Origin of the sequence: Nocardia sp. bgisy134 (genome assembly GCF_965341865.1) — a bacterium.
In the GTDB taxonomy this organism is placed as follows: domain Bacteria; phylum Actinomycetota; class Actinomycetes; order Mycobacteriales; family Mycobacteriaceae; genus Nocardia.
Genome location: NZ_CBDQZP010000011.1, coordinates 24583 through 39907, shown reverse-complemented (window position 1 = coordinate 39907; position 15325 = coordinate 24583). Strand labels below are relative to the sequence as shown.

The window sequence follows — 15325 nt, the reverse complement described above, 5'->3', positions numbered from 1 at the left end:
CCGGGAGTTTGCACCGCCTCAGGGGGATTAAGCGCATCATGTTCGAAGCCGATATCCAGCAGCTGCGCTGGCTGGTCAGCACGGTTGACAGCGTCGCGGCTGAGATCGACAAGATCGATGTCCGAACCAATGGCAACAAGATCCCGGAGGCTCTTCCCGGATGTGCGCTCGGGCCGGTATGTGTGCAATCGGGCGAGTTCATCGAAGGCGCATGGATGCGGATTTCCGAACGCCTGCAACGACTCTCCTCGATCGTCAACTTGAGTACCACCGTCTTCCAGACGACCGATGAGGAGTTCGAACTCCGCCTGAAGGCTATGGACTTCCAGGTTCGAGGTGAGCTCTGATGCCGACACGCACGCAGGTCAACGACTGGCAGCTCGGGAAGCTGTCGGAGTGGGCCGGCGAGCTGGAGAAATCCACCCAGCTCTATGAAGCCCAGCTGGGGCGCATGCTCGTCCACTTCACCAACACCGCCTGGTCCGGCAAGGCGAAAGACGCCGCATCCGATCGATTCTCTGAAGAGCACGACCAGGGGCGACGGCTTACCCAAGAAATCCTCGATGTCGCAACGGCACTGCGGGCGGCCGATGCTCGCCTCGCGGTAGAGCGCAATGCGCTACTCGGGAGGGTCGCGGATGCCGAGGCAGACACGACATCGCCACTGACACTGCGGGTCGCTGATAACTGGGTTGTCGAGAGCACCCTGGTCTTCGTAGGCAACGTCAGCGAGGAAGATCTCGTAAAGGTCAGGGAGAGGATCGACCATCACCAGGGTCTGATCAACGCGGCCTACTACAGCCTTGTCAACGCCGCCAGCGAGGCGGCGACCAGCGTCACTGCGGCCTCGCAGGAGATCCGTGTCCGTGGTGATCAACTGGCAAACGGAATCGACGCTCCGGCAACCGACTTCAGTGAGGCCGGGAGGCTCGGTGCCGAGGACGGTAAAGCCGTCGCTGACGCACTCAACCCGAATGGCACTGTCGACAGAGCCGTTCTGGATCGCATCGCCAGTCAACTACCCGCGGGCATTCTCAGTGAGAACGATCTCAAGATTCTCGCTGAGGGCGGCGAGGTCTCCACATTGCCTGCCTCGGTGCAGGACTACTACCGCGAGTTCTATCAGAACGCTGGTAAAGACGGCCTTCTGGCGATGAACGAGCACCTACGCAAACAGGAAGAACCCGGCAATCCACTCGCCGCAGGTCGGCGAGATGCGCTGGCCAACGGCTTGCTTGTGGTATCGAACGAGAAGATCGGAACAGGCCGAAACCCTGACGGGACACTGCGCTCACCCGGTGGCTATGAGAACGTACCCAAGCCGGTACGCGATCTGATCGAGACACGATTCCCAGTCTCCGAGAACGACGACGCAGATCCGCGGAACGGCCCGCGGCCGTACCGGCAGCCAGCAGAATCAGCCCGCCTCGGTGAGATCGCATCGCTATCGGATCTACTCGGTCAATCGAATCCGGGATACCAGCCCGGGACCAAGATGGGCACCGAGATGATCGAGCAGTCCGCGTATCTGATGTCGGATGTCAAGGATGACCTCAAGGGCGTGCCGTACGTTGGTGACGTCTCAAAGCAGTTCGAGTCAACCGCCGCGCGTCTCGTCGATGTCGGCGGACGCAACGAGGAGTCCGCGTACCAGATCCTGACCGGGGACGGCATGCCCGACGACTACAAACCCGAAAAGGCCGTCAGTGCCCTGCTCGGCAACGACTGGAGCAACGTCGACCAGGGACATGGCGCATCACAGTTGCTCGACTGGATCGGCACCGACTCACACAGCACGGACGAACTACAGGCCGACCGCGCACGTGCCGCGCTGGAGCAGCTGCCGGGGCTTCTTGCTCCAGAAGAGAACAACGTGCTCACGGAAGACTTCCGGGAGTACAACGAGAACTTCGCGAAGAACCCGGAACTGGCGACTGCGCTTAGCAAGGCGCTGCAAGGCAACCTCGGTGCGCTCGGAGATATCAACAATCCGAACGGGTACTCCATAACCGATGTCGTTCCAGAAGCCGGTGCACCCGATCGTGTCACGCTCCAGGCAAGTGAGGCAGACCGGCTGCTGATGCTTGCCAATCAAAGCGAAGAAGGTCGCGTCGGTCTGCAGACAGCAGTGAACCTGATGCAGCAGGAGATGATCAACAACGCGCTGAGTGGCGACTCGAGCTACAACCAGCAAGTGGGTACCTACCTCGGAACGCTATCTGGGCGAGTGGACGCGGGAATGAACAACGCGCTGCTCTATCAGGAACACATGAGGATTCTTGACGAGAACGGCCGCTTGGCGTCCTCATACGAAAGCAAGATGAAGGGCGCCGAGATTGCATCCGAGCTTATCCAGGAAGCAATTCCCTTCAGACGTCTAGGGCCAGCAGGAGAGATTGCAGGCCCGATCGCCGTCGGCGAAGCTGCTGATGCACTAATAAACAGCGTCATCAAGGAACCCGACTACAAAGCAGTCGCGGTCCAGAACTGGGAAGACCTCCGGAACACGCAAGTCGAGAACATGAAGTCGCAAATCCTATCCGCCGAATGGCAGGCGACCGGTACTCTGCCACCCGGTTTGTTGGGGCAAGATGGACGACCGTTGCCGTGGACGGCACTTACTGCTAGTAGCCAAGCGCAGGCCAATGAGATATTCCAGGACCGAGGATTTTCATTTTTCGATGATGCCTTTGCACTTTCGTACGGAGAGCAGGCGGAGGATAAGTTCTTTACCGGCGAGGACGTGTTGAATTCTTTCCTCGATGGCAAGTACACGCCTGGAGCAGGCGGAGGTAACTGATGCCGCCTTATACTGCACGACTCGCCGCGGCTGCCGTCGGAGTTGTTCTTCTAGTGGCCGGATGCAACGCTGATGAAGGCGTACCGGCTCCAGTCGAGTCCAGTCGGACTGGAAAGGACGTCTGCGACAGCGTCCTTGCGTTCGGCCGGGATAACCTTGGCGCTCTCGACCTTACGCGATCTAAGGGCGAGGATGACGAGCGTCCGATCCGAGATAGAGCGTACTGTGTCGTCAGTCGCCCTCTACCGGACGGCGGCAAAGGCATGGCGCTGATAGCGGAGCTTCGACGTTTGCCGGATTTCGACCCTGACGTGCCGGTCGCTCAGCCCGCAGGCTGGAATGTGGTGCGGGGATTCTCGGTGCCTGTGTGGGAGAGGATCAGTCTCCCGGAAAGGCAGTTTAGGGCTGTAATAGATGGATGGCATGGCTCTTTGGCCTTAAACGCCGACGGTTTGGTCACTCCAAGCGGCCCGATTTTGATAACTGACGAAGCGGTCAAGGCTTGTATCGAGTTCCTCATCGAGCTGATCCGCTCCTCCGGAGCGTGGAAGTAGTCCGAAGCTGCTATTTGTTCGGGCGCGTGACATTGGTGACATCGGATAGCTGAAAGTGAGTGGTCCTTTTGGTTTCAGAATGTGAAGCGCAAACAGCATGTCGGGACGAGCTGGAGCCTTCGCCGTGACTTACCGCTGGGGGACTGGACGGGCTTGGATTCGATCCATGCCGGTCCATCGACCCGACCGGCGACAGCGACCGCTCACCGCCGCGAATCGTTGCTCGACAGCACGGTTGAATGGCGCACGTGCATCCCGGCGGCGGAGATATCTTGTAGGGCTGGGCTGGTCCAGCTCCGTCCACTAACGCTGAGGAAGTTTGGATTCGATTGTCTCGGCTATTCGATTAATACCTTCGCAAGGCTGCTCGTCCGAGTAAACTGCGCTCACAGTTTTGGAGATGTCTACGGCTCCACCGGTATTCCCGACGGTTACATAGCATGCACTGGCCGACGGCTGAACCCGGGTGAGCGCATCGCGTCCATTGATCGTGATCTGTTTTGACTCGACACCGTCCCGAATCTTGAAGTCGTCAAGAGCTATGTTTGTTGACGATATAGTCAGATAGCCTATCGTTGTTGGCTTGCTTCGGACCTGGGCATTTCGTGCGAATCTGCATCCAATAAATGAATACGTTTCGAAAATGAAGTCCGCACGTTCGCGACTCTTTGGATCGTACCCGAGTTCAGCTACTGTCTCGTCGTCGATCTCAGTGCATGGATCGTAGGTTACTGGTTGCCGGCCTCGATTTATTTGAGTCGGCGCTGGCGATATCGAGACAGCGAGGCTTGGCCGACTTGTCGGCGTTGCTGCGGTTGTCGTCGGCTGATTGACGGAAGCGTCGGTTCCGCAAGCGCTGAGCGCCAGAACGGCCGCAACGATCTGAATCGCTGCCTGTTTCCTGATCATGGGCGGGGGTCATCCAATCCGGCGTTCTGAGTAGCGAATCGAATAGCGGCGGCATTCGTCTGGTCGGCCTCGGTGATCAAGTTTCCAGCACGCAAGTATGCCTCTTGCAGACGCATCGCTCCCTGCACGAGTTGATTGATCACCTCGATTCCCTCTTCGGCCTTCCTGGAGAAGCCATCGTTGAGCTCTTTGCCTGACTGAAACCCCCCAAATCCTGTGGCTTGGGTCGCGGCTCGTATTCGTTCCTGCACCTTCAGCAGAGATTGGATCGCTGCGTCATACAGTCCGACAGCTTCACGGACGGCCGCTTCCTCATAGTGGATCAGCCCGGCGCGCGCCGCCTCGTTGAATGCCGCGATCTCGGCTTCGCCGTAGTCGAGCTGGGTTAGTGCCATCGAGAACCCCCAATCCAGTGTGCTTGAACGAGGGTATCAGCCAGTCAGTTCGGGACCGGTAGCTCGAACCAATGCGCCCAGAGCCTCACTGATGAGGCTGATTGTTGGGCAACCTCTCATCGAGCCATTCTGGATACGGCCTGGCAGGACCAGACACTACGGTTCTGTTCGTTCGTAGCAGCACCGAGGCTAGAACGCATGCAGCGCGTGGCCGTCGCGATGCGTGAATGCCGGGTGCCGATCATCACCCAGGTGCATCGCTACGCCATCGGCGGCGGGGCGGAGATCTCGTTGAGCGGCGACATCGTCATCCAGCCCGGTCCAGGCCAGGCTGGGCGGTCACTGCGATGGCGGATTTGGCAACGGTCGGTGTGAGAACTCCGGCAGTCGACGAGTTCCCCTCGCGATCTCGAAAGCGAGGTCACTGTAGGCGTTTGCAAGTTCGGTAAGTCGATGCCGGGCATGACGGAGCCCCGACCCCGAGATCGTCCCTTGGGCGGCCTCGCGGGCGTCGACGGAAAGTTGGGCGAGGCGATCGATGATCATGCCGACGGTCTCGGAGTGCAGGTACGCGGCACCGAAGGCGGGTGGCTTCTCGGCGGCCACCCATTCATCGATCAGCGACACCAGTCGCGCACGCTCACGGTCGCGCACGCCAGCGTTTGAACGGTCTCGTGCCTCGTGCAGACTGGCCAACTGCTCAGCGGCATGCAGAATCGGGTGGGCGAGGATGATGGTCCCGGCGCAGGCGCTCAAGACCATGTCTTTCGAGGGCAAAGGCGTTCGCATAGTTTCCTGACTCGAGGGTTGTCTCGATGGAGTCGAGCGGTAGATAACACCGGATAACGAGGGGTACCGCCCAGTCGTCGTTGCGGCGCTGTGATGCCAGCTTTCGGGGTCTGGACTAGGTTTTGGAGTCGGTCTCACCCAGGAGCGTCCGGCCACAGACTAGGGGGCAGCGTGTGCCGAGCGGTCTCGTCGTCGTCGGCGAACTCGCCGCGTGGGCCTCGGTATTCCGGCCTGTCGAGCACGATGGCTTGAAGCAGGCGTGTGAGCAGCCTTCGTGTGCGCCCCAATGTTGTTGGCTGCGAGGTCATTTGCTTCCTCCGCGCTCCGCGAGCCGGTGATATTCGCGGAGCCAGTCGGCGAGGTGGTGATCCCGTTCTGCGAACCTTGTGTTCACGAATTCTGTTCTCGGCCATGGAGACCGACCCGTACAGCACCGCTGGGCACGCCACTGCGATCAGCCGATTCGCGGTGTCGAACTCGGCGCGGGCGGGCGTGGGTCTGTTGTGCCGCGTGGTCGTCTCGAGGACCCGAGACCGGTTCCAACTTGGACCGGACCCGGTTTGCTCGTTTCAGGGCGCGACCCATCCCCACGGCCGTTCGCCCCGTTGCCCGTGCAGGCAGGCCAGCCGGTAGTCAGCCTGGCGGCGGGCGTGGTCGGAGACGGCCGCATGGCGTAGTGCGAACAGACACAGCTCGAAGGAGCGGACATCGCGGATCACCGGATAGCCCTGCCACTCGGTGACGTCGGAGCCGTAGGCGTCGGCGAACTGCTCCCACCGTGCTGGTGGGTCCGAAAGGGTGTCGGACTGGAACGCGACGGTGGCCTGATCCCATTGCGGTGGACCGATGCAGCAGCGTTCCAGGTCCACAACGTGACCGCCGGTTGCGGCGGCAATGGTGTTGGCCGGTGACGGGTCGCCGTGGATGACGCACCACGGGCTCGGCCAATCCAGCGCGTCCCACCGTTCCGCGAGGTTTTCGGCGTAGTGACGCAACCAGTCCTTCTCGGAGTCGCCGGTGAGGCATTGGTCGATACGGCCGGTGAAGTCGGGCATGCTGAAGCGCGGCAGCCCGAGGTGGGTGGGTACTCGCAGTGAGTGCAGCCGCGCGAGCATCGTCCCGGTTTCGGCGGCCTCTGCCGGCCCGCCGGATCCGAGGTCTTCCCAGAAGGTGACCGGCCGTTCGGCCACCACGACCGGGTCGGGGACCAGGGGTTCGGGTGCGCGGACGTGGTGAGAGCGCAGCCAGTCCGCCGCGCGCAGCTCGCGGACCGCAGTGGCCAGTTCCCCGCGTTGGTGCACGCGGATGATGGTGGCGGAGTCGGTGCGCAGCATGGCGTTGTCGCGCAACCGGATCGGGTCGATCCGGGCAGCGGGAACCTCGGCCTGGGTACAGGCCGCTCGGGCCAGGGCCACGATGTCTTTGCTTCTCATGGTGTTTCGCTTCTTCGGGTCAATGACCGGTGGCCAGGGCAGCGGCGGTCTCGAACAGGCCAGCGGAGTTCGCGCCCTTGATCAGGACGACATCGCGCCCGCGCAGACCCTCGTTGATCAGCGCGAGCACCTGGTCCTTGGTCTCGACGTGGGTGACCTGCGCGGAGCCCGCCTCGCGAGCGGCGGCGGCCATGAGTTCGGCGTGGTGGCCGCCGACGGTGATCAGGGTGTCAATGCCGAGGTCGGCGACGCGACGCCCGATCCTGGCGTGCAGGGCCGGTGCGGTGGTGCCGAGTTCACGCATCTCTCCGAGCACCGCGACGGTGGGCCGTGTTGCGGCGGCGATGGTGGCCAGTGACCGGAGTGCGGCGTCGACGCTTTCCGGTGAGGCGTTGAACGCGTCGTTGATCACGGTCACCCCGTCGGGGCGTTCGGTGACCTCCATCCGGCTGCCCGACACCAGCGCCGCGCCGTTGAGTCCTTCGGCGACGGTGGCGAATCCGACACCGGCGCTCAACGCCAGCGCAGCCGCGGCGAGGGCGTTGGTCACATGGTGCTCGCCCACCACGCCGAGGGTGACCTGTGCGGCGTCGTCACCGTGGCGCAGGATGAACTGCGCGCGGGCGCTGGCGTCGAGGGTGATGTTGGTGGCGCGCACATCGCCCTCCGGGCCGGTGCCGAATCGCAGGACCTGGGCGCGGGTGTGTCCTGCCATGGCCGAGACCAGCGGGTCGTCGGCGTTGAGGACCGCGATACCCGCAGTGTCGAGAGCTTCGACGAGTTCGCGTTTGGCGACCGCGATCGCCTCGCGGCTGCCGAACTCGCCGAGGTGGGCCGAGCCGATGCCCAGGACCGCGCCGATCTGCGGGCGGGCGATGGCGGTGAGGTGGGCGATGTGGCCGCGTCCGCGTGCACCCATTTCCAGCACGAGGTAGTCGGTGTCGGCCTGGACCCGCATCACGGTGTGCGGAAACCCGATCTCGTTGTTGAACGACCGCTGGGTGGCCACGACACTGCCCTCGCGGGACAGGATCTGAGTGAGCAGGTCCTTGGTGGAAGTCTTGCCCGCCGACCCCGTGATCGCCAGCACCCGGCCGGTGTAGCTGGTGGCTACGGCGTGGGCGAGATCGCTCATCGCGGTCACCACGTTCTCAACGATGACTGCTGGGGTGCCGGTCGGGCGCGAGGCGAGGACCGCGATCGCGCCTGCCTCGATCGCGGCGGTGGCGAAGTCGTGGCCGTCGACTCGGTTGCCGGACAGCGCGGCGAACAGGCCGCCGTGCTCGACTTGGCGGGAATCGAACGCAGTCGGGGCGGTGACGGTCACCTGGGCATCATCGACACCGTCGAGCCGACCGCGAACCGCGCGGGCGACCTCGGCGAGGGTCATGGGGATCATGGATTCCAACCTTTCGATTTCAGTTACCACTGGAAGTCTCGAGAGCCGGGCGAGACCCTGCGCGGGAGGCGAGATCAGTTGTGCGCCACGATCATGCTCGCCGTCGGTCCGGGACGAACGACCGGATGACCGCACGGGGTCGAACTATTGCCAATCGATGCGCCACCACGTCGTGGCGCTACTCGGGTGGTCGGCGCGCGGAGACCACTCGGGCGCGGGCCGTTTGGCCTTCGTCGCCGGGCTGGTTACGCCCCGCCGCGGACGGGTGCGAGTTCAGCTCGTTGAGATGTCTCTGCGCGGGCCTCCAAGATGACACTTCCAACAACGAGGGAAAGCCGGTCCGGCGGCTTCGCCATGGCTTCCCCCGAAGACGGGTTCTGGTGAAAATCTTGGCCCGCAAACAGCATCGGCAGGAACGGCACAGTGGTGGCATACCGTAGGCGTACCGTCGGCATTTCCCAGGTCAGGCGCTGGAAAGTAGGGCGCGGCATGATATGAGCGCGCGGGAACGGACCGGCGTCGAAGCTTCCGCGCTGCAACAGGCGATGAGAAAGTCGGCCCGGCGCAGACACCGTCCGCTGTGTCCCCGCTCATCTCCTAGCCCGTATACACGCCGAAACGACCGGTGCGGGCCAGCGCATCAGGGGACGCCCGACGCGTCGGTTAGCGTTCGCCGAACTGTTCTCAGCCTGCGATAGTCTGGGCGATCAACTTTGAAAGCCGTTCGTGTGACTCATGACTGAGGTGTACGCCGTCGATTCCCGGGTGCGCGACTGTCGCTGCGTCGACGAACAAAGCTCCGCGCCTGCCAGCGACGCGGCGTATGGCATCACCAAGTGCGCGCGATTTGCGCACGGAGTCGGCGTCGTATTCGGAACTCTGCTCTGCAAACGCAGGCTGGCTTGCATCAAGATGGATCGGGCTGACCAGCAGTACCGCAGGAACTCCGCCGGTGCGGGTCCACGCTGTGCGCTCGATGTTGTCTATGTAGCCCTCAAGTGCTGTGGCGACATCATCTATTTCTCGACCAAATTTCGTTTTTAGATCATTGTTCCCAAGCATGATGACCACCATGTCCAGGGGTGAGTGGCTGCGCAGGCATGGTTGAAAGTATTTACGGCCGTTACGGTCGTCGCGATCGGGGTCGTTCAAGTCGGTGGTGCGACCACCTAAACCTTCCTCGATAATGGCGTATCCAGTACCGAGGAGTTGTTGTAGCCGCCCCGTCCATCGCACGTCGGCTGGCCACCGGCCGCGCCCTTCGTCGGGCTGTCCGAAGGTGTTGGAGTCGCCAAAGCAGAGGACAGTAAAGGCGGTGGGGTTGACAATCAAGGTTGGATTCCTACGGGTTGGATGGATGCACCGAGATATTTGACAACATCGACAAGCCCGTCCAGTCGTTGTCGACCGTGGCGGGTCAACAGCTCATGGGTCAGCGTGTGAAAAAGGGGAATGTGGCCAACGAATTCCGGTGCCATCGAGTACGCGTCGCGGAGTGTGTCAACAGCTTCCGCATCGTCTCGATTGTGGATCTGCGCTTGGGCAACATTGATGAGCCTGCGGCTTTGCAGCGTGGGCGGAATTCCAGCACCACCACCACTGACAACAGCCGCGAGTTTCAGGGCTTCACGCGGCCGACTGGCCACGGTCTCATTGATAACGCCAAAGCTAGCGGCCGAGGTGCGACCGAACACGTTAGATACCTCGGGCCTACCTACATACTCGTCATCCAACTGCGTCCCGGCTGCGTCGCATAGACGCAGATATCTTTGCGCTTCGTGGTAGTCGCCCGATCGAGAGGCGGCGAACGCCGCGTAGCACAGAAGTTCGCCCCAGATGGCGACCTGGCGTGGTGTAGCCGTGGACAAACGCGGTTCTATTTCGGCAGCCGCATTTTCGGCGCATGCTGCCGCATCGTCGTACATGCTATTTTTCGCCAAAAGCCATGACTGCGAACCTTTTATCGCGGCTCGGGTCAGTTCATCGCCGCTTTCCGCTGCAAGAATATCGGCGCGGAGAAGTGCCAACGATGCCAGGTCCGTCTGCCCCGCGTAGCCCAACAGATTGGATGAAGCATGCAATAATTGGGCCAGTGAAATGCTGGCCTGCCGTCGTAACTCGCCCCCACTGTCCTCAATGGCGTTGTATGCGCTCACTAGAACGGTCGGGAGCGTCCGCTCCATTTCGCTGAACTGGGCCGAAAAGAACAAATCCCACACGTGCATTACCGAGGAGGTGAACTCTGGCTTGGCGCCCGGTGGTGTATTCGGAATGCATCCCATGAGTACCCGCCGCAAATGAAACATATTGCCCTCGCGACCGGCGTTATCCGAGCTATCCGAAATTGAGTCGCCGGGATCGTTAATCACCGCAGCTGGTTTTCGAGTTTGTGGCCGGTGTCTTTTCCGCCACGCCGCCTCTCCTTCGGACACGATCTGCTCGAATCGCGCCTTATCATCCGGCGTAGCCCGTAGATCAAAGGTCGTGTCGAGTATGGCCTGCGTGTTTGAGCGCGGCCTGACTGAACTCAGACCCGCTCGCCAGTTTGTAACCGTGGTGGATTCCACCCCGAGTAGGGCTGCGAAGTCCCGGACAGACTTTCGCATCGCTTCTTGAAGAACTGCCGCTTCGAACCCGGTCCATGCCCGCCCTCTGACCATGCCTCTACCTCACCATTAGCCGCCTGACCTTGGTAATGACGCGCGTTACCCCGACACTACCTGACCGGTACGCGATCGCGCGCACCAATGGCAACCGTGCACCACGTAAATCACCGCACGCACAACGTGACTCGGTGGGCACCGCTGGCCTCGCCCATTCGGCCCTCGCCGGCCCGCGAGTGATAGGCGAGGTGGTCGAGAGTGCCCAGGTGTGAATGGGCCAACGGGGCAACGACATCCGAGCTGCTTGGAAAGAGGAGTCCGGCCCCACGGACACGGGTTGCAGCGGCCGGACTCCTCTCCCATCTCCCGCGCGCCCCCGAGTGGTGCGCCCAGCTTCGACGCGCGGGAAGTCTTACGGATTCAATACTTCGTAGGCGGCCGGGCTGCAGGTGTTTGGGTGGTGAGGCGCTGCCTGCCCCGCTTGGGCCAGTGCGATCATGGCAGTCTTGCTCAGGATCTGTCCCGAGCTAAGCCACCATTACACCTACACGCTGAGCGCATTTGCCCAGATCGCCAGCCGTGAGGCCGCGTTTGGCTTTGCGCATCTTCTGTCCGACCACCTCTTGCACCCTATCCGTGTTCCGGACGTGCTCTGGCGCAATGCTTTCGGCCCTCAGCAGCACGTCGAGTGGGTCGTGTCGAGGATTGCTTGCGTCACAGCGCGGGGTTTGACCTGCTCAGGCCCGAGCGCCAACTGTTGGCTGTGGTCGTCTCGACGCCCAGCAGTGCGGCGAACTTTCGGATCGACTCACGCATTGCCTCTTGCAACGCAGCAGCTTCGAACCCGGTCCATTCCCGCCCTCGTATCACCGCCGCCCCCTATCTTCCAGTGCCTGACCTGGGAAATACCTACGGTACGCCTACGGCACCCCACCCCTGTGCGGTTCCTGCCAATGCTGTTGGCGGGCCACGATCTGAACCAGAACCCGTTTTCGGGGAATCCGTGGCAAAGCCGCCGGACGCCCCTCGTTGTTGGAAGCGTCACCAGGGAGGCCCGCGCATGAGACATTCCGACGAGCTGAACCCGCGACCATCCGCAGGTGGGTTCGGCGCGCGCGTTGCCTCGTGGCTGGGGGTTGCGAGGTGACCGATCAGCAGGCGTTGGCTCGGGCTCGCACGATCGTGTTGTTCAGTGCTGGCGCGGCACGCGGTCGTCGCGCGGCGGCGGAGTCGCGACAGACGTCCATATCTCCTCTGCGGGCGCTGCCGGGGTCTGGTGGGCGTCACCGGAAGGAGCCGTGATGTTCGAGAGCTGCCATTCCGTCACTGAGGTGGCGTATGTGTATCGCCGGTTGGGGTTCGCGGTGTCGTGCGCGCACGACCGGGTTTCATTGGTCGCCGACGACAGGTTCGGTGCGGTGGCGATGCCTGCCGAGCTGGGTAAGCAGGTGTGCGAGGTCTTGGCGGAGGAGCAGGACTGGAGCGAGGGGATGCCGATCCTGAGTTATGCGCGGGCTCGTCGTGAGTGGGTGTTCCTGGTCGGCCCGGCCTGGGGCCGCCCGCTCTCGCCAGGTCGCGCGCGTCGGGTTGCCGACCTCGAGAACCACGGGGTGCGGGTCTTGGAGTCCGGTCAGCGGATCTGGCTTCCGATGACCGATAACCAGACGGGGTGGTTTTGGGTGTCGCCGCCGCAGGACGCGAAGCTGGTTCCCGCGCGTACCACGCTGATTTCCGCTGCTCGTGGACTGCTCGAACGCCGACGGATGTCCTTGGCGTGGGTTTGACCGATGGATACCCCACCCCAGTCCAGTGATACCGGCGACCGGCTGGCACCGGAGACGCTGTTCCCTTCGGGGGAGGCGTTGTTGTCGGCGATACGCGGGCATCACCTCGGGCGCCACCCACTGACGCGGCTGGCGCGTCAGTTCGGGCGAATGCAGCAATGGCTGCTGCTCGGTGCGGGTCGTGAGTGTCGTTGCTGCAGAACCGAACTCATCCTCGCTGTCGATGTGTGGGTGGGTGAGCATCTGCCACACCCGCATCCGGCCGCGACGCTGCACACCGAAACCCTCGGCACGGTGATCGACCGGCTCGCCGAAGCGCAGGTGCGTGCGTATCACCTGTTGATGACGATCGATCCGGCCGATGCACGGGTGCATGCGGCCTGGTATCGGCTGGCCGAGTTGGTCGACGGCTACACCGACCTGACCACCGAGGTGATGCGGCGGGCGCGGCGGCTTCCCGCGCTGGGAGCCGATCACTGATGGGGTCGAGACTTCCCAGTAAGGACGCGATCCTGGCCGCCTGCCGGGGCTTCCCGCCGATCGAAGACGACCCGATCCTCGACGCCGCCGCCGAGCTGGCGGTGCTGCATCGGACTCGCGAGCACACCCCCATCTGCGAACTGGAAGCCATCGACGGGCATCGCGGGAGGTTGATGTCGAGCATCGATTGCTGGGTGCGGATGGTGACGCCGGTGCCGTTCGCGGCGGCACGAGTGCATACCCACACGATGGGACAGGTGATCGACCGCCTCGCCCAGCTGACCGTCCTCACCTATACCGCGCTGTCGGCCGCGCACGACGAGGTGTTCTACGACTCCACCGACTTCCTCGCAGAACTCGCCGACGGATATGAGGACCTGGCCGAGGAACTCGCCCAAGGCATCCGCCGACTACCCGTGACCACGACCTTCCCATGAGCAGTGCCACAGGGCCACAGGGAATAGACCCTCCCCGTGCCCGCATCACCGAAACGGAGCCAACGATCAATGTCCGACCCAACCCGCGTGCCCGGCACGCCACAACCCGCTGATGGCATGAACAGGCAAACTAATTCTCCACCAACACTTCTCACGCAACTGAGACGAAGGCTCCCTTATCCGGGCGGGCGGCGGCAGCAGGCGGATTCCGCGTGTATCTTCTGCCGACCTTCGGACCCGCTGGTGAACACGGTGATTCAACACCGCAGGTCGATATATGCCCGCTGGGACAACTTCCCCGCCAGCCCCGGCCACCTCGAACTCGTCCCGTTCCGGCACGTCGAGTCCTTCTTCGAGTTGACCGCACGCGAAGTCCGCGACCTGCACCGCCTGGCCAAGGACATGCGCGAACACCTGCAACTCCTACGCCCCGACGGCTACACCATCGGCGTCAACGACGGTGCCGCCGCCGGGCGCAGCATCGCCCACCTACACCTGCACATCATCCCGCGCTGGCACGACGACGTGCCCGACCCGCGCGGCGGAATCCGGCAGATCTTCCCGGACTGCGACCCCGACAGCTGGCACCGGGACGGAACGACTTCGGCCACCAGCCACCCCAACGGTTAACCCGACACCCGCTCGCTGTCTACACATTTCACTCCACATGGCACTGGATGGGGCACTGAGCCACCGGGCACACCCCTGTGCTGGGCCGAACACATCGCGCGAAAATGGAGCACGCACCGCATGTTCGATGACACGAACATTCCCGGTATTCAGCCACCGGAACAACGCACACCGTCTGACACCGACTCGGCCGATGCTCTGGTGATCCTGGACACCGACATCGGTTACGACCCTGACGATTTGGTGGCTGTGGTGATCGCGGCCCGCACGGTGACCAACCTCGCGGTCGTCACCGCCGATGAGACCCGTGGACGCCGAGCCCGGTTGGCCCGCCACCTGTTGGACCTGCTCGACCGCACCGATGTCCCGGTCATCGCCGGGCTCGACCTCGGCGGCGAGCATCGGTTCCTGGCCGATCATGGTGCGGGAATCCCGCGCTATTCCGACACGACGGGCGAGGAGCGCAACGACCGGATCGATCAGCTCACCGACGACATCGCGCGACTGTGCACGACCGCGACCGGCTCGATCCGCTGGGTTGGGATGGGCCCGATGTCCAACCTCAACGCCGTCCTTTCCCATGTCCCCGACATGGCCGAGCGTCTGACGGTGACGCAGATGGGCGGATGGCTGGATCACTACCGCGACCAGACACGCGCCTCGCACAACTTCCACACCGACCCCACCTCAGCGGGACTCGCCCTGCGCATGCTGGCAGCGCCTCGGCTGGTCCTGTCCGAGCACACCAACTCCCCACTCATCCACGTCACCCCCGAGTGGGCGCTGGTGCGCCGCCTGTCCGCACCGACCGCACCGACCGCACCGACATGGGCGAGCCTGCTGGCGGCCCACTTTCGCATGTGGTCCACCCGCCGACCCGGGTCGTGGATGCACGACCCGCTCACCCTCAGCGCCGCCCTCGGAATGCCGTTCGTCACCTTCGGCCGCGAACCGATCCGCATCGGCCGCGACGCCCGCCTGCACCGCGACCCCAACGGTCGACCGATCGAGGTGTCCGTCGAGGTCGACTACGACGGGTTCCTCGACTGGATGCACGAGGCGGTGCGCGCGTGAACTGGCGACGTTGGCTCAACACACCCACGCACCCGGAC

At 63.1% G+C, this 15325-nt stretch carries 15 protein-coding genes; 8 read left to right on the top strand and 7 right to left on the bottom strand.

The features are described 5' to 3' along the window. Positions 1–38: 38 nt before the first annotated feature. The 3 genes from ACRWNM_RS20145 (at position 39) to ACRWNM_RS20135 (ending at position 3354) form a co-directional block, all read left to right on the top strand. On the top strand, positions 39–347 hold the full coding sequence (locus ACRWNM_RS20145; RefSeq protein WP_431969586.1) for a hypothetical protein: 309 nt from the start codon (positions 39–41) through the stop codon (positions 345–347). Further along, positions 347–2800, top strand: a complete 2454-nt coding sequence (locus ACRWNM_RS20140) for a hypothetical protein (protein ID WP_431969585.1) — start codon at positions 347–349, stop codon at positions 2798–2800. The genes ACRWNM_RS20145 and ACRWNM_RS20140 overlap by 1 nt, the downstream gene beginning before the upstream one ends. A 263-nt stretch (positions 2801–3063) precedes the next feature. Continuing rightward, entirely contained in the window at positions 3064–3354 is a 291-nt protein-coding gene (locus ACRWNM_RS20135) for a hypothetical protein (protein WP_431969584.1), read from the top strand. Positions 3355–3657: 303 nt separating this feature from the next. Here ACRWNM_RS20135 and ACRWNM_RS20130 read toward each other — a convergent pair whose 3' ends face one another. The 7 genes from ACRWNM_RS20130 to ACRWNM_RS20100 all read right to left on the bottom strand — a co-directional run bounded on the left by ACRWNM_RS20130 (position 3658) and on the right by ACRWNM_RS20100 (position 10648). Beyond that, on the bottom strand, positions 3658–4263 hold the full coding sequence (locus tag ACRWNM_RS20130) for a DUF3558 domain-containing protein (RefSeq protein ID WP_431969583.1): 606 nt from the start codon (positions 4261–4263) through the stop codon (positions 3658–3660). Further along, positions 4260–4658, bottom strand: coding sequence for a hypothetical protein (locus ACRWNM_RS20125; RefSeq protein WP_431969582.1), 399 nt, complete (start codon positions 4656–4658; stop codon positions 4260–4262). The genes ACRWNM_RS20130 and ACRWNM_RS20125 overlap by 4 nt, the downstream gene beginning before the upstream one ends. Positions 4659–4997: 339 nt before the next feature. Beyond that, positions 4998–5420: a DUF4254 domain-containing protein gene (locus tag ACRWNM_RS20120; protein WP_431969581.1), complete on the bottom strand. Its 423-nt coding sequence runs from the start codon at positions 5418–5420 to the stop codon at positions 4998–5000. A 596-nt stretch (positions 5421–6016) separates the two neighbouring features. Then, entirely contained in the window at positions 6017–6880 is an 864-nt protein-coding gene (locus ACRWNM_RS20115) for a phosphotransferase enzyme family protein (protein WP_431969580.1), read from the bottom strand. Between the two features lie 19 nt (positions 6881–6899). Next, positions 6900–8279, bottom strand: coding sequence for a UDP-N-acetylmuramoyl-tripeptide--D-alanyl-D-alanine ligase (locus ACRWNM_RS20110; RefSeq protein ID WP_431969579.1), 1380 nt, complete (start codon positions 8277–8279; stop codon positions 6900–6902). Between the two features lie 684 nt (positions 8280–8963). Further along, positions 8964–9611: a GDSL-type esterase/lipase family protein gene (locus ACRWNM_RS20105; RefSeq protein ID WP_431969578.1), complete on the bottom strand. Its 648-nt coding sequence runs from the start codon at positions 9609–9611 to the stop codon at positions 8964–8966. Further along, entirely contained in the window at positions 9608–10648 is a 1041-nt protein-coding gene (locus ACRWNM_RS20100; protein ID WP_431969577.1) for a hypothetical protein, read from the bottom strand. The genes ACRWNM_RS20105 and ACRWNM_RS20100 overlap by 4 nt, the downstream gene beginning before the upstream one ends. Before the next feature lie 1535 nt (positions 10649–12183). Here ACRWNM_RS20100 and ACRWNM_RS20095 point away from each other — a divergent pair. The 5 genes from ACRWNM_RS20095 (at position 12184) to ACRWNM_RS20075 (ending at position 15287) form a co-directional block, all read left to right on the top strand. Further along, positions 12184–12666, top strand: coding sequence for a hypothetical protein (locus tag ACRWNM_RS20095; protein WP_431969576.1), 483 nt, complete (start codon positions 12184–12186; stop codon positions 12664–12666). Between the two features lie 3 nt (positions 12667–12669). Beyond that, entirely contained in the window at positions 12670–13146 is a 477-nt protein-coding gene (locus ACRWNM_RS20090) for a DUF4254 domain-containing protein (protein WP_431969575.1), read from the top strand. Then, positions 13146–13583 (top strand): DUF4254 domain-containing protein, encoded by a 438-nt coding sequence (locus ACRWNM_RS20085; RefSeq protein WP_431969574.1) that lies wholly within the window; start codon positions 13146–13148, stop codon positions 13581–13583. Before ACRWNM_RS20090 ends, ACRWNM_RS20085 begins: the two co-directional genes overlap by 1 nt. Positions 13584–13652: 69 nt before the next feature. Next, positions 13653–14213: an HIT family protein gene (locus ACRWNM_RS20080; RefSeq protein ID WP_431969573.1), complete on the top strand. Its 561-nt coding sequence runs from the start codon at positions 13653–13655 to the stop codon at positions 14211–14213. A 120-nt stretch (positions 14214–14333) separates the two neighbouring features. Further along, entirely contained in the window at positions 14334–15287 is a 954-nt protein-coding gene (locus ACRWNM_RS20075; RefSeq protein WP_431969572.1) for a nucleoside hydrolase, read from the top strand. Positions 15288–15325 lie beyond the last annotated feature (38 nt).